Origin of the sequence: Bradyrhizobium viridifuturi, from assembly GCF_001238275.1 — a bacterium.
Taxonomy (GTDB): domain Bacteria; phylum Pseudomonadota; class Alphaproteobacteria; order Rhizobiales; family Xanthobacteraceae; genus Bradyrhizobium; species Bradyrhizobium viridifuturi.
This window is the reverse complement of the sequence record NZ_LGTB01000004.1, coordinates 119635-135544: the sequence shown is the minus strand read 5'-3', so window position 1 is coordinate 135544 and position 15910 is coordinate 119635. Positions and strand designations below refer to the sequence as shown.

Here is a 15910-nt window from a genome sequence, read left to right as displayed (position 1 = left end):
TCGTCACCCCGTCAGGCCGCGGTCTTGGCCAGCGCGTCGAACTGCATCAGCCGCCTGACGAGGGCTTCGAAGTCGCGCAGCGGCACCATGTTGGGGCCGTCGGACGGCGCGTGATCCGGATCGGGGTGGGTCTCGATGAACACGCCGGCGACGCCGACCGCGACCGCCGCGCGCGCCAGCACCGGCACGAATTCGCGTTCGCCGCCCGACGAGGTGCCCTTGCCACCCGGCTGCTGCACCGAATGGGTGGCGTCGAAGATCACGGGCGCACCGGTAGTGCGCGCAAGGATCGGCAGCGCACGCATGTCTGACACCAGCGTGTTGTAGCCGAACGATGCACCGCGCTCGGTGACCAGCACATTGGCGTTGCCGGCGCCGGTGATCTTGTTGACCACATTCGCCATGTCCCACGGCGCCAGGAACTGGCCCTTCTTGACGTTGACGACCTTGCCGGTCGCAGCCGCGGCCAGCAAGAGATCGGTCTGCCGGCACAGGAAGGCCGGGATCTGCAGCACGTCCACCGCCTGCGCCGCTTCCGCGCATTGATCCGGTTCATGCACGTCGGTCAGCACCGGCAAGCCGAGCGAGGAGCGGATCTCGGAAAAGATCGGCAGTGCCTGCTTCAGCCCGATGCCGCGCGCGGCCGAGGCGCTGGTGCGGTTCGCCTTGTCGAACGAGGTCTTGTACACCAGGCCGATCTTGAGCCGCGCCGCGATCTCCTTCAGCGCGGAAGCCACTTCAAGCGCATGCGCGCGGCTCTCGAGCTGGCAGGGACCTGCGATGATCGAGATGGGCAAGGCATTGCCGAACTTGGCCGATCCGACGGCAACGATCGGCGCGGCGGCTTGCGCGGAAACCTGATTAGTCAAAATGCTGCATCCTTTCGCCGGCGACCATGCAATCCCGCGCCGGAGGGATCAAGCCATCCGGCACGATGAGGGGGTTGCGCTGACGCCGTGGGTGCGCCGTGCTATCACAATCCTGCCCCAACCGCCCCTATAGAGTGCGGCGGAACAGATTCCCAGTGTGAGGAACGACATGCGCTTTTCGCCTGTGATCGTAGCCGCGGCAGCCCTGTCGGCGATGTCGGGTGTGGCCTATGGCCAGGCCAGCAGCCAGCCCGGGGTCGTCACCGGCGGCGCCACCGGCGTCACCGTCAACGGCAAGCCGGCCGCGCGCAGCGGCGACACCACCAGCAACGGCGGCCCGCTCGTCGAAGGCGTGCCCAATGTCCTGATCAACGGCAAGCCGGCGGTGGTGATGGGCGACCGCACGCATTGCGGCGGCAAGACGACCTCGGGCAGCCACGGCGTCTTCATCAACGGCAAGCCGATGGTGACCCAAGGCGATCAGACCTCAGGCTGCCCGCAACAATAGCGCTGCGGCGTTTCGCCAGCGGCCAAAATATCGAAAACAACCCCATGCAAAGGAGCTGGCGTCTGCCGGCGTCCGAGAAGGCAGCTTGACCCGTCGGGCAAATCAGGGATACATTTCCAATATTCCGAAATCGTGCACCCCCTCGCCCACCAGGCTGCCGCATATGGCGTGCGCGATCACGTTTGCCCTGAAGCGACGAAGCAATCCAACGCGCGCATATGCGGTGCCGATGGATTGCTACGCGAAGCCTGTCATCGGGCGCGCAACGACGGCAGCCGGCACTACTTCACCGCTGAAAACGCAGTCGGCACCAGAAGCTGGTTTTCGATGGTGAGAACGATCTGGCCGTCCTCCTCGGTCTTGGCGCGCGCGGCGATCCATTCCGGATCGGTCGCGAACGCGGTCCATTTCTTCTCGCGCTCAGCGAGCGATTCCCAGGCCAGCAGATAGGTCAGGTCCTGGTTGGATTCGCCGACCAGCGTCGTGAAGAAGCCGGCCTGCCTGATGCCGTGCTTGTCCCAGAGCTTCAGCGTGATGGTCTCGAAGCGCTTCAGCAGCGCCGGCAGCCGGCCCGGTAGGCAACGATAGACGCGGGTCTCGTAGATCATTTGCGGTCCTCCCAGATTTGCGGTGCGGGCGGTTATAGCCAGCACCTTCCGGACTGTCTTGAGGGGGCGACAACATGGCACCCCTGCTCGCACGGGGCGACCGTTTCCGCAATGTTGTTGCAATGTTACTTGCCCTAATACCGGTCGTTCGGGATCTGGATACAAGAGCACATGCGGATATTGCTGGTTGAAGATGAGCCGAGATGGCGGCAGCGCTGGCGCAGGCGCTGAAGGGCTACGACATGGTCGTCGACCATGTGCCGACCCTTGCCGAGGCCGAGGAAGCGATTTCCGCCGACGTGCATGGCGCGGTGCTGCTCGACCGCCAGCTTCCCGACGGCGACGGCCTCACGCTGATCCCGAAGCTGCGCGCCAAGGCTGACGGCGTTCCGATCATCGTGCTGACCGCGCGCGGCGATCTCGCCGACCGCATCACCGGGCTCGACAGCGGCGCCGACGACTATCTGGCCAAGCCGTTCGCGGTCGAGGAGCTGCTCGCGCGGCTGCGCGCCGTGCTGCGCCGTCCCGCCGGGTTGCAGCTCGAGATCATCAAGGCCGGCCGCATGGCGTTCGATTGCAGCCATCGCGAAGCCAGCGTCAATGGCCGCCCGCTCGACCTGCCGCGGCGCGAGCTGCTGGTGCTGGAGACATTGCTGCGCCGCCTCGGCCGCACGGTGCTGCGCGCGACGCTCGAGGAAGCCGTCTACAATTTCGAGGACGAGATTCAGTCGAACGCGCTCGATGCCCATGTCTCGCGGCTGCGGCGCAAGCTCGCCGATACCGATGCCGGCGTCGAGATCCACAGCATTCGCGGCGTCGGCTACCTGCTCAAACAGGTGTCATGAGCGAACCCGCCGATCACTATTGCCTGCGCTCGCAACTGAGCTGGCGGCTGGTCGCGCTGCAGGCGCTGCTGCTTGCGATGCTGATCGTTTGCCTGATCAGCGCATTGTGCGTCACCGGTTTCCTGATCGTGCCGCGCGATGAGGATCACGTCATTTCCATCGTGCAGAGCGCGATCGCACGCGATGGGCAGGGCAATCTGGTGTTGCGCTCGACCGCCGAGCTCAAGCAACTGCGCGAAAACACGCCCGACCTCTGGTTCCTGGTGCGCGACCGGCAGGGCCATTCGCTATCGGAAGGCACAGTGCCGCCCGAATTCGCTGGGATCGGCGGTGCACTCGACCAGATCAGCCAGGCCAGGCTCGGCTGGCAGATGTTCGAGGACGATCCGCGCAAACAGCCGGCGCGGCTGAAGCGCGTCAATTCCGATGCCGGCCCGGTGCAGGTGCTTACGGCCACGCAAGGGCCGACGTCGAGCGTCAAGACGGCACTCGCCACGACGCTGGCGTTCCTTGCCGTTGCCCTGCCCGGCCTGCTCCTGATGGCATGCGCCACCTTCATCGCAACGCCGATGGTGGTGCGGCGCGCCTTCGCCGGCCTCGACACTGCGGCCGATCAGGCGCGCCGGATCGATTTCCGCCAGCGCGGCAGCAGGCTGTCGGCCGATCACCTGCCGCTCGAGGTCGCGCCGCTGGTGACCGCCGTCAACGACGCGCTGACGCGGCTCGACGACGGTTATTCGCGCCACCAGCGCTTCGTCGCGGATGCCGCGCACGAATTGCGCACCCCGATTGCGATCCTCAACACGCGGCTGGAGTCGCTGCCGCCGGGGCCCGAGAAAACCCGCCTGCTCGAGGACTCAGCACGGCTTGCAACGCTCGCCGAGCAGCTGCTCGACATCCAGCGCTTCGACCAGTGCCGCAATCCGTTCGGGCGTGTCGACCTCGTCGCGGTCGCGCGCAGCGTTGCCGCCGATCTCGCGCCGCTCGCGATCGCGGCCGGTTACGAATTGTCGCTCGATAGCGCAGCCGATCGGGTCGAGACGCTGGGCGACCGTGCCGCGCTGGAGCGCGCGCTGACCAATCTCGTGCAGAACGCCATCCAGCATGGCGGCCGCCGCGGCACCATCACCATCCATGTCGGCAGCGCCGCGACGATCGACGTGACCGACGAAGGCGACGGCATCCCGAAGGATGAGCGCACGCGGATCTTCGATCCGTTCTATCGCCTCGCGCCGCTCGACCGCGGCGCTGGCCTGGGTCTGAACATGGTGCGCGAGATCGCAAGGCTGCATGGCGGTCACGTCTCCGTGCTCGACGGACCGAAGGGCGGCGCGTGCTTCCGTCTCACATTACCGCCAGCGCCCTTCGCATCGTGATATCAGAGCGCTTTCCAGCAACATCGCGCAATGTTGTCGCAATGCAGGTCCCGCAAACAAGCGATCGCGCCACGCAGTCGAGTCGCGGCGCTGCGACACTTTGCTGGGAATTCCAATGGCACATGATCTCCTCTCTTTCTTCACGGCGTGGATGGCAGCCCCCGGCCGCGTCGGCGCCATCGCGCCCTCGGGCGCCGCGCTCGCCGAACTGATCACGCGCGACATCAACGCCAACACCGGCCCGGTGCTCGAGCTCGGTCCAGGAACGGGCGCCTTCACCTATCAGTTGCTGAAGCACGGCGTGCGCCAGCAGGATCTCACGCTGATCGAATACGGCTCGGATTTCATGCGGCTGTTGCAGCTCCGCTTTCCCGGCGCGCGCGTGCTGTGGATGGACGCAGCAAGGCTGGCGTCGGAACGACTGTATGACGGCGCGCCGGTCGGCGCCGTGGTCAGCGGACTGCCGCTGCTCAACATGTCGCCGCGCAAGGTCATCTCGATCGTCGGCGGCGCATTCAGCTACATGCGTCCCGGCGGCGCGTTCTACCAATTCACCTATGGGATGCGCTGCCCGATACGGCGGCCGATCCTCGACCGGCTCGGCCTGCGCGCCACGCTGGTTGATCGCGCCATCCTCAACGTGCCGCCCGCCGCGGTCTACCGGCTGACGCGCCGTCCGCAATACAAGCTGTTGACGCGTGAACCAGCGCCTGCGGCCGATGCCGGCGTTTCGCCGATCAAGCAGGAACGCCGGGCGAGCGAGGACTGCGCCGCCGTGTGACGGCGCAGCTGACCGCTGTTACATCAGCCGGCTCTGCTTCGCCGCGGCCTCAATGAAGGAGGCGAATAGCGGATGCGGTTCAAACGGCCGCGACTTCAGTTCGGGATGGAACTGGACGCCGATGAACCACGGATGGTCCTCGTACTCGACGATCTCGGGTAATACGCCGTCGGGCGACATGCCGGAGAAGCGCAGGCCGTGCTGCTCGAGGCGGTCCTTGTAAGCCGTGTTGACCTCGTAGCGATGGCGGTGCCGCTCCGATATCTCGGTCGCGCCGCCATAGACCTGCGAGACGCGGCTGCCACGATTGAGCGCCGCGGGATAGGCGCCGAGCCGCATCGTGCCGCCGAGGTCGCCGCTCTGCGAGCGCTTCTCGAGCTCGTTGCCGCGCAGCCACTCGGTCATCAGGCCGACCAGCGGCTCGTCGGTCGGGCCGAACTCGGTCGAGTTGGCGTTCTCGATGCCGACCAGATTGCGCGCCGCCTCGATCACCGCCATCTGCATGCCGAAGCAGATGCCGAAATACGGCACGTCGCGCTCGCGCGCGAACTGCGCCGCGCGGATCTTGCCCTCGGCGCCGCGCTGGCCGAAGCCGCCGGGCACCAGGATGCCGTTGACGTGCTCGAGGAACGGCGCCGGGTCCTCGTTTTCGAACACCTCGCTCTCGATCCAGTCGAGATTGACCTTCACCTTGTTGGCGATGCCGCCATGCGAGAGCGCCTCGATCAGCGATTTGTAGGCGTCCTTCATGCCGGTGTACTTGCCGACGATGGCAATGGTCACCGCGCCTTCCGGATTGCGGACGCGCTCATTGATCACGTGCCAACTCTGCAGCGCCGGCGGAATCTTCGCCGTGATGCCGAACGCGGCCAGCACCTCGTCGTCGAGGCCGGCGGCGTGATAGGCCTCCGGCACCGCATAGATGTTGTCGACGTCGCGCGCCTCGATCACGGCGCTCTCGCGCACGTTACAGAACAGGCCGAGCTTGCGCCGCTCTTCCTTGGGGATTTCGCGGTCGGTGCGGCACAGCAGGATGTCCGGCTGGATGCCGATCGAACGCAGCTCCTTCACCGAGTGCTGCGTCGGCTTTGTCTTGAGTTCGCCGGCACTTGGAATGTACGGCAGAAGTGTCAGGTGAATGTAGACGGCGTGATCGCGTGGCAGCTCGTTCTTGAGCTGGCGGATCGCCTCGAAGAACGGCAGGCCTTCGATGTCGCCGACGGTGCCGCCGATCTCCACCAGCACGAAATCGTACTCGTCGTTGCCCGACAGCACGAATTCCTTGATCGCGTTGGTGACGTGCGGCACCACCTGGATGGTGGCGCCGAGATAGTCGCCGCGGCGCTCCTTGGTGATAATGTCCTGATAGATCCGCCCGGTCGTGATGTTGTCGGCCTTGGTGGCCGGACGACCGGTGAAACGCTCGTAATGGCCGAGATCGAGATCGGTCTCGGCGCCGTCGTCGGTCACGAACACTTCGCCGTGCTGATACGGCGACATCGTTCCGGGATCGAGGTTGAGATAGGGATCGAGTTTGCGAAGGCGGACCTTGTAGCCCCTAGCCTGCAGCAAAGCGCCGAGCGCCGCTGAAGCCAGACCCTTGCCGAGCGAGGAGACCACGCCGCCGGTGATGAATATGTACCGCGCCATGGGACTTTACCTTTAAGCCGCTTCCTGCGATTCGCAAAACGAATCAGCTGTTCCCGGCAAACAAATCACCGGGCTGTGGGTTACGTTAAACTGACAGCGATTTCAGAGCATTAATGGGGATTTTGGATGCAGGATGCCAGCGGTGCATCCTGCATGGCCACCCCGCTTTATTGCGACCGTGGCGCCTGCGGGCCGCTCGGAGCCTGCTGGCCCTGCTGCTCGTCGGTCTTCTTCAGCGAATCGAGGATGCCGCCGGAGGTCGGGGGCGTCAGCGGCGTGCCGCTGGCCGGCTGGGTCTGCGCGGGTGCGCCGGTGCCGATGATCGAGCTCGGCTTGCGGTCATAGCCCGCGTACCAGGACAGGAACAGGCTGGTCAGGAAAAAGCCGACCGCGAGGATCGCCGTGGTCCGCGTCAGCAAATTCGCGGTGCCGCGGCTCGACATGAAGCCGGCGCCGCCGCCCATGCCAAGGCCGCCGCCTTCGGATTTCTGCAGCAGCACGGCGCCGATCATGACGGCGACGATCATGAGATGAATAATGATAACGACAGTCTGCATCGCAAGCCTTCCGTCACAAGCCGCCAAGCGGCCAGACAAACGGCGCTATCGGCTTTGCGGTTTTCGTGAAGTCGCGCCCTGTTACACGATTGCACCGGGCATTGTCACCCCCGAGATAGTCGCATCGGCTGACATCACAAGCGATGCTGATCGCACTCCGCCGCATCTTGATCGGAACCAGCCAATTCTATTATAATAGACATATGGATACTTTGGTAGACGATCTGAGCCAACGCCTGGCGCAGCGGATCAGGCTCGAACGCGACGGCCGGGGCTGGTCGCTGGCCGAGCTTGCCGAACGCGCCGGCGTCTCGAAGGCGACCATCAGCAAGATCGAGCGCGCCGAGGTCAGCCCGACCGCGGTCGTGCTGGTGCGCCTCGCTTCGGCCTTCGACCTCACGCTGGCCGGCCTGATGCTGCGCGCCGAGGGCGAGGGCGAGCGGCTGTCGCGCGCTGCCACGCAGCCGGTCTGGCGCGATTCCGAAACCGGCTATCTGCGCCGCCAGGTGTTCAGCCGCCCCGATCATCCGGTCGAACTGGTGCGGGTCGAACTGCCGCCGAAACAATCGGTGACCCTGCCCGCTTCGTCCTATGCCCATATCCGCCAGCTGGTCTGGGTGCTGAATGGCAGCCTCGTCATCACCGAAGGCGGCGCGCGCCATGCGCTCGGACCCGGCGATTGCCTCGGCTTCGGCTCGCCGGCGGAAACCACCTTCGCCAATGAGACCAACACCGGCTGCATCTATGTGGTCGCCCTTGCCCGGAGCTGATGCATGCCGCACATCGCCATCAAGCCGCTCGCCGATGAACCCGGGATTCGCGGGGCGCTCACCGAATTGTTGATCGAGACCGTGGCCAGCGGCGGCTCCGTGAGCTTCATGCATCCGCTATCGTCCGAAGACGCCGACGCCTTCTGGCAGGATTCGCTGGGCGCTGCGGCGCGCGGCGAGCGATTCGTACTCGGCGCGTTCGCCGGCAATGATCTGATCGCCACGGTAACGCTGCTGCTCAAGCTGCCGCCGAACCAGCCGCACCGCGCCGAGATCGCCAAGATGATGACGCGCGTCGCCCACCGCGGTCGCGGCGTCGCCACCGCATTGCTGCGCGCCGCCGAAACGCTTGCGATCGAGCACGGACGCACACTGCTGGTGCTCGACACCGCCGTCGACGACGCGCCGCGCCGCTCTACGAAAAGCAGGGTTTCCAGCTCAGCGGCATCATCCCGGATTACGCGCTGAAGCCGCATGGCGGCCTCACCGGGACGATGATCTATTGGAAGCGGATCGGCGCCGCCCTGGCCGCCTAGTCCACGAGCCGTCATTGCGAGGTGCGAAGCGACCAAGCAATCCATCGATCCGCGTACGCGGTGACGTGGATTGCTTCGCTACGCTCGCAATGATGTGGATGGAGTGTCGGCCGCCTAACAGCCCGCGGCGATCGCGAGGAAGTCCGAGGCCTTCAGGCTGGCGCCGCCGACCAGCGCGCCGTTGACGTTGGCGACGGCCATCAGCTCGGCGGCGTTCGACGGCTTGACCGAGCCGCCATACAGGATCCTGATCTTGTTTCCCTCGCCCTTGAAGCGATCGGTGAGCTGACCCCGGATAAACCTGTGAACTTCCTCGACATCTCCGGCGGTCGGGGTCAGGCCCGTGCCGATCGCCCAGACCGGCTCATAGGCGACCACCAGGTTGGCCGCGGTCGAGCCGTCGGGCAGCGAGCCCGCCAGCTGGCTGCCGCAGACGTCGAGCGTCTTGCCGGCGTCGCGCTGCTCGCGCGTCTCGCCGATGCAGACGATCGCGGTCAGTCCGGCGCGCCAGACCGCCTCCGCCTTCTGCCGAATCAAGGCGTCGGTCTCGCCATGGTCGGCGCGACGCTCCGAGTGCCCGACGATGATGGCGACCGCGCCGAGATCCTTGAACATTTCCGCCGAGAGGTCGCCGGTGTGGGCCCCCGACGCCTTCGGATGGCAATCCTGGGCGCCGACGGCGACCTTCGAGCCGCGCGCCTTGTCGGCGAACGCCCCGACCAATGTCGCGGGCGGACAGACCAGCAGATCGGCCTTCCCGGCGACGTCACCGGCGCCGGCGAGCATCGCGTCGAACTCGGCAAAAGAGGATTTCAGGCCGTTCATTTTCCAGTTGCCGGCGATCAGCGGCCGGATGGCATCGGTCATGTCGGATTTCCCATCGATCAAGCGTCGTCATGCGCTACCAGAGCCGGGCGGCGACTTCCAGAGCGCGGCTTCGCGTCCACCGTGCGACGCTTCCGCCCGCGCGCCCGAGGTTGCGGGGGGACACGAGCCACTTTATAAGCGTTTTCAATTCGGTGACGCCCTGCTGCCGGACAAAAAGTCCCGACTTTTGGTCCCATTTGGGCACGATCCGGTTCCCCTCCTACAAAACAAGTTGGACCCATGCTTCGAGGAATGCGGAAAGCCTCATCAAACTGGCTCGGCAAGACGATAATGGCCGTGGTGATGGGCGTTTTGATCGTCAGTTTCGGAATTTGGGGCATTGCCGACATCTTCAAGGGGTTTGGCCAGTCGACCTTCGCCAAGGTGGGCGGGACCGAGATTTCGGCCGAGCAGTTCCGCCAGATCTATACTGACCGCCTGCAGCAGCTTGGCCGCCAGTTCGGCCGGCCGCTGACGCCGGAGCAGGCCCGTGCCTTCGGGATCGACCGCCAGGTGCTGCAACAGACGCTGGCAGAGGCCGCGCTCGATGAAGAAGCGCGCCGCACCGGCCTCAACCAGTCCGATGCCGAGGTACTGCGCACGATCTACAACGATCCGAACTTCAAGGGCCTCAACGGCCAGTTCGATCCGCAGCGCTTCCAGTCCGTGATCCGCAACTTCGGCTACACCGAGGGGCGCTATATCGCCGAGCAGCGCCGCGTCGGCCTGCGCCGGCAGATCGCGGGCACCATCTCATCCGGGATCGAGCCGACCAAATCGATGGTCGAGGCGCTGACCCGTTTCCAGAACGAGCAGCGCTCGATCGACTACGTCACGCTTGGCGCCGCGCAGGCCGGCACCATCGATCCGCCTTCGCCCGAGGCGCTCGCCGCCTATTTCGAGGACCACAAGGTCCAGTTCCGCGCGCCCGAATACCGCAAGATCTCCTTCGTCGCGATCACGCCGGAGGAAATCGGCAAGTGGGAAACCGTGTCCGACGAGGATGCCAAGAAGCTGTTCGAGGAGCGCAAGGACCGGCTCAGCACACCCGAGAAGCGCGAGGTCTCGCAGATCGTGTTTCCGGACGCCGGCGAGGCCCAGGCTGCCCGCGCGCGCATCACGTCAGGCACCTCATTCGACGACATCGCCAAGGAGCGCAAGCTCAGCCCGGCCGATGTCAATCTCGGCCTGGTCGCGAAGTCGGCGATCCTCGATCCGGCCGTCGGCGATGCCGCCTTCTCTCTTCCCTCCGGTGAAGTCAGCCAGCCGGTCCAGGGCCGCTTCGGCATCGCGCTGGTCAAGGTCGGCAAGATCGAGCCCGGCGTGACCCCGACCTATGAAAGCATGGCGCAGCAGGTGAAGAACGAAATCGCCTCCGAGCGCGCCCGCACCAAGGTCGCCGAGCTGCGCGACAAGATGGAAGACGAGCGCGGCGGCGGCTCCAGCGTGATCGACGCGGCGCAGAAGCTTAAGCTGAACGCCGTCACGATCGATGCGGTCGACCGCTCGGGGCGCCTGCCGAACGGCCAGGTCGCGTCGAACATCCCGCGCGGCCTCGACGTGGTGTCGCAGGCCTTCAACAGCGACGTCGGCGTCGACAACGACCCGATCTCGTTCAACAACGGTTATGTCTGGTACGACGTGCTCGGCATCACGCCCTCGCGCGAGCGTCCTCTCGACGAGGTCCGCGACCAGGTCGAGGCGAAATGGCGCGAAGACCAGATTTCCGCCAAGCTGCGCGCCAAGGCGACCGAGATGGTCCAGAAGCTCGACAGCGGCGCCAAGCTCGCCGACGAGGCGGCCGCTGCCGGCGTCAAGGTCGAGACCGCCGCGAACTTCAACCGCGAGGCCTCCCTGCCCGGCGTGCCCGCCGGCGTGGTCGCGGCCGCGTTCCGCACCGCCAAGGATGGCGACGGGCAGACGTCCGCCGCCGGCGGCAGCCAGTGGGTCGTCTTCCGCGTCACCAATGTGACGGTGCCGCCGGTCGACTTCGCCTCCGACGCGGCCAAGCAGCTGACCGAAGCGCTGCGGCGCTCGATGAGCGACGAGCAGGTCGCGCAATATGTCAGCAAGATCGAGACCGACATCGGCGTGAGCGTCAACCAGGCGGCCTTCGCACAGGTGACAGGCGCAAATAATTGAGCATGATCGGGACAGCGCGGCGACGCGCTGGCCGCAGATCTCCAACAACAGACCCTGAGCCCGCGAATGGACGACCTGAAATCGATCATCGGAAAAGTCGCCACCGGCGCCACGCTGACGCGTGAAGAAGCAGCGTCCGCCTTCGACAGCATGATGTCGGGCGATGCGACGCCCTCGCAGATGGGCGGGCTATTGATGGCGCTGCGGGTGCGCGGCGAGACCGTCGAGGAGATCACCGGCGCGGTGAGCGCGATGCGCGGCAAGATGCTGGCGGTGAAGGCGCCGGCCGAAGCCGTCGACATCGTCGGCACCGGCGGCGACGGCTCCGGATCGGTCAACGTCTCGACCTGCGCGGCCTTCATCGTGGCCGGCGCCGGCGTGCCCGTCGCCAAGCACGGCAACCGCGCGCTGTCGTCGCGTTCGGGTGCTGCGGACGTGCTGGCCTCGCTCGGGGTCAAGCTCGATCTGACGCCGGCGCAGGTCGGACGCTGCGTCGCGGAGGCCGGCATCGGCTTCATGTTCGCGCCCGCGCATCATCCGGCGATGAAGAATGTCGGCCCGACCCGGGTCGAGCTCGCCACCCGCACCATCTTCAACCTGCTCGGACCGCTGTCGAACCCGGCCGGCGTCAAGCGGCAGATGGTCGGCGTGTTCTCGCGGCAGTGGGTGCAGCCGTTGGCGCAGGTGCTGAAGAATCTCGGCTCGGACAAGGTCTGGGTCGTGCACGGCTCCGATGGCCTCGACGAGATCACCCTCACCGGCCCGACCTTCGTGGCGACGCTCGAGAACGGCGAGATCAGGACGTCAGAGGTGACGCCGGAAGACGCCGGCCTCGGCCGCGTCGACGGCGAGGCACTGAAGGGCGGCGATGCCGACGCCAATGCGATCGCGCTCTCCAGCGTGCTCCAGGGCAAGCCGAGCGCCTATCGCGACGTTGCCCTGCTCACGCCGCCGCCGCGCTGATCGTGGCCGGCCGCGCCAAGGACCTGAAGGAAGGGGTTGCGATCGGCGTCCAGTCGCTCGACAGCGGCGCGGCCGCGGCGCGGCTCAAGCATCTGATCGCGGTGTCCAACGGCTGAGAACGAAAGTCATGTCCGACATCCTGACCAAGATCGAGGCCTACAAGCGCGAGGAGATCGCCGCCGCCAAGCGTGCGCGCCCGCTCGCCGACGTCGAGGCGCAGGCGAAATCGGCCTCGGCGCCGCGCGGCTTCGTCCGCGCCCTCACGGACAAGCACGCACGCGGCGACTATGCGCTGATCGCGGAGGTGAAGAAGGCCTCGCCCTCCAAGGGGCTGATCCGGGCCGATTTCGACCCGCCCGTGCTCGCAAAGGCCTACGAGGCCGGCGGCGCGGCCTGCCTGTCGGTGCTGACGGATGCGCCCTCGTTCCAGGGCCATCTCGACTTCATGGTCGCGGCCCGCGCGGCGACCGACCTGCCGGTGCTGCGCAAGGACTTCATGTTCGACACCTACCAGGTGGCGGAAGCGCGCGCCCACGGCGCCGACTGCATTCTGATCATCATGGCCGCGCTCGACGACGCGGCGGCCAAGGAGATCGAGGATGCCGCCCTCGGCTACGGCATGGACGTGCTGATCGAGATCCACGACCGCGCCGAGCTCGACCGTGCGCTGAAACTTCGCTCGCCGATGATCGGCGTCAACAACCGCAATCTGCGCACCTTCGAGACCACGCTCGCGACCAGCGAGGCGTTGGCGCCGCTGATCCCGCGCGACCGCCTGATGGTCGGCGAGAGCGGCATCTTCACGCCCGACGATCTCGCCCGCCTCGAGCGGGTCGGGATGTCGACCTTCCTGGTCGGCGAGAGCCTGATGCGCCAGCAGGATGTCACTGCGGCGACCCGCGCCTTGCTGACGCGGCAAGCCACCCCGCGCGCCACCGCAACGCGCTGACGCGATGGCGCGGAAGTCCAAAGCAAAGACCCAAGCCGAGCCGTCGGGCGCCGCGGCCCTCACCCATATCGATGCCAAGGGTGACGCGCGCATGGTCGATGTCTCGGCCAAGCCGGCGACCGAACGGACCGCGGTCGCCGAAGGCCGCGTTCTGATGAGCAAGGCAACGCTGGCGCTGATCGAGTCGGGGCAAGCCAAGAAGGGCGACGTGCTGGCGACCGCGCGGATCGCCGGGATCATGGCGGCCAAGCGGACCTCCGAGTTGATCCCGCTCTGCCATCCGCTGGCGCTGACCAAGGTCACGATCGATATCGCAACCGACGCCAAGCTGCCCGGCTGCATCGTCCGCGCCAGCGTCAAGGTGACCGGGCCGACCGGCGTCGAGATGGAGGCGCTGACCGCGGTTTCGGTCGCCTGCCTGACGATCTACGACATGATCAAGGCAGTCGAGCGCGGCGTGCGCATCGAAGGCATTCATCTGATCGAGAAGATCGGCGGCAAGTCCGGGCACTATCGCGCCGGCGCGTGATCGGCCGTGCGCTCGACGATTTGGCGAGCCGCCGATCGAATTGAACGGGCCCGGAAGGGACCTGGTTCACCCCGCCCCGTAGACACGTTTCAGCGCTTCGACCAAATGGTCGAACATTGATCTCATGGGCGGGCTCTTGCGCAAGTCCCGATGCATCGTGACCCAAACGTCGAGGCTCGGCGAAAACTCCTTGGGTAGCAGATGCACGAGTTGGGTGTCCTCTCGCACAACCGCCCGCTGGCAGATTCCAATTCCGAATCCCGCCCTGATGGCCGCCAACTGAAGCAGGGTGTTGTCGGCCCGCAGCGTAAAGTCCTCCCGCTTCAATTGCAGGCCGAGACGATACAGGGCTCGCACAGCAGGGGTCTCGTGATCAAAGCCCACCAGGCAATGCCGTTTCAGCTCGCGTAAATCGGCGGGCTTGCCGTGCTTTTCCAGGTAATTCACGTGAGCATGGAATCCCAGCCGAGCCTGGCCCACCTTGCGCGCGACGAGATCGGCCTGTGTCGGCCGCATCATGCGAATGGCGATATCGCAGTCCCGTCGCAACAGGTCTTCCAAACGGTCCGAAGCGGAGATCTCGACGGCCAATCCCGGCTGGCTCCGCTCCAACTCAGTGAGAATTGCCGGAAGAATCTCCGTCGCAACGATCTCGGAGGCCGCGAGGCGGACCACTGCGCGGGGCTGGCTCGCTTTGCTCGAAATCGCTCTCAACAGTGTTTCGGAGGCGGTGGCCATGGCCAAGGCGTGCGGCTGCGCAACGATGGACGCCGCGGTCGGCTTCAGGCCATCCTGGGCGCGCGTGAAGAGCGGCATGCCGAGAGTGGCCTCCAGCTCACGGATGTGCCGGCCGACGGTCGGCTGGGTGAGATTGAGGGAGCGCGCCGCGCCCGAGAGGCTCCCCTCGCGCAAGACCGCCAGAAATGACCTGTACAGTTCCCAGCTTGGATTCTTCTCCATGCATCTTTGTATACCTACTCAAGAACCTTCGACAATTCCGTTCATCAGGATGAGCGCGTATCTGGGGTCCACCCAACGCCTCAACGAGAGCCCAGATGCATATCCATGCTATCCAGACAGGAACGGTCAAAATCAAAACCGCCCAGGTCAAAGGCCGAGGCCACGGCCTCATCGACATATTCCTCGATCCGAACTGGACCGACTGGGTGCCGACATTCGCATGGGCGATCGAGCATCCGGAAGGCGTCATTGTCGTCGACAGCGGCCAGGGGACGCATCTGCTGGCGCATTCGCGCGAGCTCAATCCCTATGTGAGGTGGGAAGTCGGTTTCCAGATCGAGCGCGAGCAAGAGATCGGACCGCAGCTCCGGGCCTTGGGGATCGGTCCTCGCGATGTCAAAAAAGTCGTGCTCACTCATCTTCATATGGATCACGACGGAGGCCTGGCGCACTTCCCCGATAGCGAAATCATCGTCCCAGCCGGTGAACTCGCGCAGGCGCGCGGATTGCTGGGGCGCGTGCGAGGGTATCTTCCCCATCGTTGGCCCGCCTGGTTCGACCCAACGCCGATCGAGCTGCCAGCGGAACAATTCGGCTCGTTCAAGCGCAGCCGGCCGCTGACAATGGCGGGCGACATCGTTGCGGTGGCAACGCCTGGACACACACCGAACCACATGTCCGTCGTTGTTCAGGATGGCGACACCGCAATTTTCCTCGCCGGCGACACCTCCTACAATCAGGCCCTGATGCTTTCAGGCACGGTCGACGGGGTGAGCGCCGGTGCCGACATCGCAAAAGCCACACTTGATGCCATCAAGGCCTTTGCGCAAAGCCGGCCCACAATCTATCTGCCGACGCATGATCCGGAATCGGGTCTCCGCCTCGTCAACCGGCAGCTCGCCATATCGGCCGGCTAGTCGAACGGCGAGCGAGAAGCGCCAGCGCCCATCCATCCATCCATCCAGGCAACCATTCGTTAACCAATCTCGCTAACCGGCGC

14 protein-coding genes and 3 pseudogenes are annotated in these 15910 nt (G+C 65.7%); 11 read left to right on the top strand and 6 right to left on the bottom strand.

Going from position 1 to position 15910, the window contains the following annotated elements:
- Positions 1 to 11 precede the first annotated feature (11 nt).
- Complete coding sequence (gene kdsA / locus ALC15_RS05640; RefSeq protein WP_050626420.1) at positions 12 to 869, bottom strand: 3-deoxy-8-phosphooctulonate synthase; 858 nt, start codon at positions 867 to 869, stop codon at positions 12 to 14.
- Positions 870 to 1038: 169 nt separating this feature from the next.
- Between kdsA and ALC15_RS05635 the strand changes: the two genes are divergently transcribed.
- Positions 1039 to 1377, top strand: a complete 339-nt coding sequence (locus ALC15_RS05635) for a PAAR domain-containing protein (RefSeq protein WP_050626419.1) — start codon at positions 1039 to 1041, stop codon at positions 1375 to 1377.
- A gap of 281 nt (positions 1378 to 1658) precedes the next feature.
- Here ALC15_RS05635 and ALC15_RS05630 read toward each other — a convergent pair whose 3' ends face one another.
- The gene (locus ALC15_RS05630; RefSeq protein ID WP_050626418.1) at positions 1659 to 1985 is read right to left on the bottom strand and encodes an NIPSNAP family protein; all 327 of its coding nucleotides are present in this window, start codon (positions 1983 to 1985) and stop codon (positions 1659 to 1661) included.
- 171 nt (positions 1986 to 2156) lie between these two features.
- On the opposite strand from ALC15_RS05630, the pseudogene ALC15_RS05625 reads away from it, so the two are divergent.
- From ALC15_RS05625 to ALC15_RS05615, 3 genes and pseudogenes are all read left to right on the top strand, one after another.
- Positions 2157 to 2830, top strand: a pseudogene (locus ALC15_RS05625) (response regulator transcription factor).
- Entirely contained in the window at positions 2827 to 4206 is a 1380-nt protein-coding gene (locus ALC15_RS05620; RefSeq protein WP_050626417.1) for a sensor histidine kinase, read from the top strand. The pseudogene ALC15_RS05625 and the gene ALC15_RS05620 overlap by 4 nt, the downstream one beginning before the upstream one ends.
- A 115-nt stretch (positions 4207 to 4321) precedes the next feature.
- Complete coding sequence (locus tag ALC15_RS05615; RefSeq protein ID WP_050626416.1) at positions 4322 to 4987, top strand: class I SAM-dependent methyltransferase; 666 nt, start codon at positions 4322 to 4324, stop codon at positions 4985 to 4987.
- Between the two features lie 18 nt (positions 4988 to 5005).
- Here the strand turns inward: ALC15_RS05615 and pyrG are convergent, their stop codons facing one another.
- Together pyrG and secG are read right to left on the bottom strand one after the other, a co-directional pair.
- Positions 5006 to 6637 carry a CTP synthase gene (gene pyrG, locus ALC15_RS05610; protein ID WP_050626415.1) on the bottom strand — a complete coding sequence of 544 codons (1632 nt, stop codon included), beginning with the start codon at positions 6635 to 6637 and terminating at the stop codon, positions 5006 to 5008.
- Positions 6638 to 6804: 167 nt separating this feature from the next.
- On the bottom strand, positions 6805 to 7194 hold the full coding sequence (gene secG, locus ALC15_RS05605; RefSeq protein ID WP_050626414.1) for a preprotein translocase subunit SecG: 390 nt from the start codon (positions 7192 to 7194) through the stop codon (positions 6805 to 6807).
- A gap of 203 nt (positions 7195 to 7397) precedes the next feature.
- Between secG and ALC15_RS05600 the strand changes: the two genes are divergently transcribed.
- Together ALC15_RS05600 and ALC15_RS05595 are read left to right on the top strand one after the other, a co-directional pair.
- A complete protein-coding gene (locus tag ALC15_RS05600; protein WP_050626532.1) occupies positions 7398 to 7964 on the top strand; it encodes a helix-turn-helix domain-containing protein in 567 nt (188 codons plus the stop codon).
- A gap of 3 nt (positions 7965 to 7967) precedes the next feature.
- Positions 7968 to 8500: pseudogene (locus ALC15_RS05595) on the top strand (GNAT family N-acetyltransferase).
- A 114-nt stretch (positions 8501 to 8614) separates the two neighbouring features.
- Here the strand turns inward: ALC15_RS05595 and tpiA are convergent.
- Positions 8615 to 9367: a triose-phosphate isomerase gene (tpiA, locus tag ALC15_RS05590; RefSeq protein ID WP_050626413.1), complete on the bottom strand. Its 753-nt coding sequence runs from the start codon at positions 9365 to 9367 to the stop codon at positions 8615 to 8617.
- Between the two features lie 240 nt (positions 9368 to 9607).
- Here tpiA and ALC15_RS05585 point away from each other — a divergent pair, with 240 nt between their 5' ends.
- From ALC15_RS05585 to moaC, 4 genes and pseudogenes are all read left to right on the top strand, one after another.
- Positions 9608 to 11509 carry a peptidylprolyl isomerase gene (locus ALC15_RS05585; RefSeq protein WP_050626412.1) on the top strand — a complete coding sequence of 634 codons (1902 nt, stop codon included), beginning with the start codon at positions 9608 to 9610 and terminating at the stop codon, positions 11507 to 11509.
- 66 nt (positions 11510 to 11575) lie between these two features.
- A pseudogene (gene trpD, locus ALC15_RS05580) lies at positions 11576 to 12588 on the top strand (anthranilate phosphoribosyltransferase).
- An 11-nt stretch (positions 12589 to 12599) separates the two neighbouring features.
- Positions 12600 to 13421, top strand: coding sequence for an indole-3-glycerol phosphate synthase TrpC (gene trpC, locus ALC15_RS05575; RefSeq protein WP_050626411.1), 822 nt, complete (start codon positions 12600 to 12602; stop codon positions 13419 to 13421).
- Between the two features lie 4 nt (positions 13422 to 13425).
- Positions 13426 to 13950: a cyclic pyranopterin monophosphate synthase MoaC gene (moaC, locus tag ALC15_RS05570; protein ID WP_050626410.1), complete on the top strand. Its 525-nt coding sequence runs from the start codon at positions 13426 to 13428 to the stop codon at positions 13948 to 13950.
- A gap of 66 nt (positions 13951 to 14016) precedes the next feature.
- Here moaC and ALC15_RS05565 read toward each other — a convergent pair whose 3' ends face one another.
- Complete coding sequence (locus ALC15_RS05565; protein WP_050626409.1) at positions 14017 to 14910, bottom strand: LysR family transcriptional regulator; 894 nt, start codon at positions 14908 to 14910, stop codon at positions 14017 to 14019.
- Positions 14911 to 15005: 95 nt separating this feature from the next.
- Here ALC15_RS05565 and ALC15_RS05560 point away from each other — a divergent pair, with 95 nt between their 5' ends.
- Positions 15006 to 15827, top strand: coding sequence for an N-acyl homoserine lactonase family protein (locus tag ALC15_RS05560; protein ID WP_050626408.1), 822 nt, complete (start codon positions 15006 to 15008; stop codon positions 15825 to 15827).
- The last annotated feature ends 83 nt before the right edge of the window (positions 15828 to 15910 follow it).

Bases quoted from the DNA above. Each gene is read 5' to 3' on its own strand.
- ALC15_RS05630 (WP_050626418.1), bottom strand. From the start codon at position 1,985: ATGATCTACGAGACCCGCGTCTATCGTTGCCTACCGGGCCGGCTGCCG.
- ALC15_RS05635 (WP_050626419.1), top strand. From the start codon at position 1,039: ATGCGCTTTTCGCCTGTGATCGTAGCCGCGGCAGCCCTGTCGGCGATG.
- ALC15_RS05585 (WP_050626412.1), top strand. From the start codon at position 9,608: ATGCTTCGAGGAATGCGGAAAGCCTCATCAAACTGGCTCGGCAAGACG.
- ALC15_RS05600 (WP_050626532.1), top strand. From the start codon at position 7,398: ATGGATACTTTGGTAGACGATCTGAGCCAACGCCTGGCGCAGCGGATC.
- secG (WP_050626414.1), bottom strand. From the start codon at position 7,194: ATGCAGACTGTCGTTATCATTATTCATCTCATGATCGTCGCCGTCATG.
- ALC15_RS05620 (WP_050626417.1), top strand. From the start codon at position 2,827: ATGAGCGAACCCGCCGATCACTATTGCCTGCGCTCGCAACTGAGCTGG.
- moaC (WP_050626410.1), top strand. From the start codon at position 13,426: ATGGCGCGGAAGTCCAAAGCAAAGACCCAAGCCGAGCCGTCGGGCGCC.
- ALC15_RS05565 (WP_050626409.1), bottom strand. From the start codon at position 14,910: ATGGAGAAGAATCCAAGCTGGGAACTGTACAGGTCATTTCTGGCGGTC.
- trpC (WP_050626411.1), top strand. From the start codon at position 12,600: ATGTCCGACATCCTGACCAAGATCGAGGCCTACAAGCGCGAGGAGATC.
- tpiA (WP_050626413.1), bottom strand. From the start codon at position 9,367: ATGACCGATGCCATCCGGCCGCTGATCGCCGGCAACTGGAAAATGAAC.
- ALC15_RS05560 (WP_050626408.1), top strand. From the start codon at position 15,006: ATGCATATCCATGCTATCCAGACAGGAACGGTCAAAATCAAAACCGCC.
- pyrG (WP_050626415.1), bottom strand. From the start codon at position 6,637: ATGGCGCGGTACATATTCATCACCGGCGGCGTGGTCTCCTCGCTCGGC.
- ALC15_RS05615 (WP_050626416.1), top strand. From the start codon at position 4,322: ATGGCACATGATCTCCTCTCTTTCTTCACGGCGTGGATGGCAGCCCCC.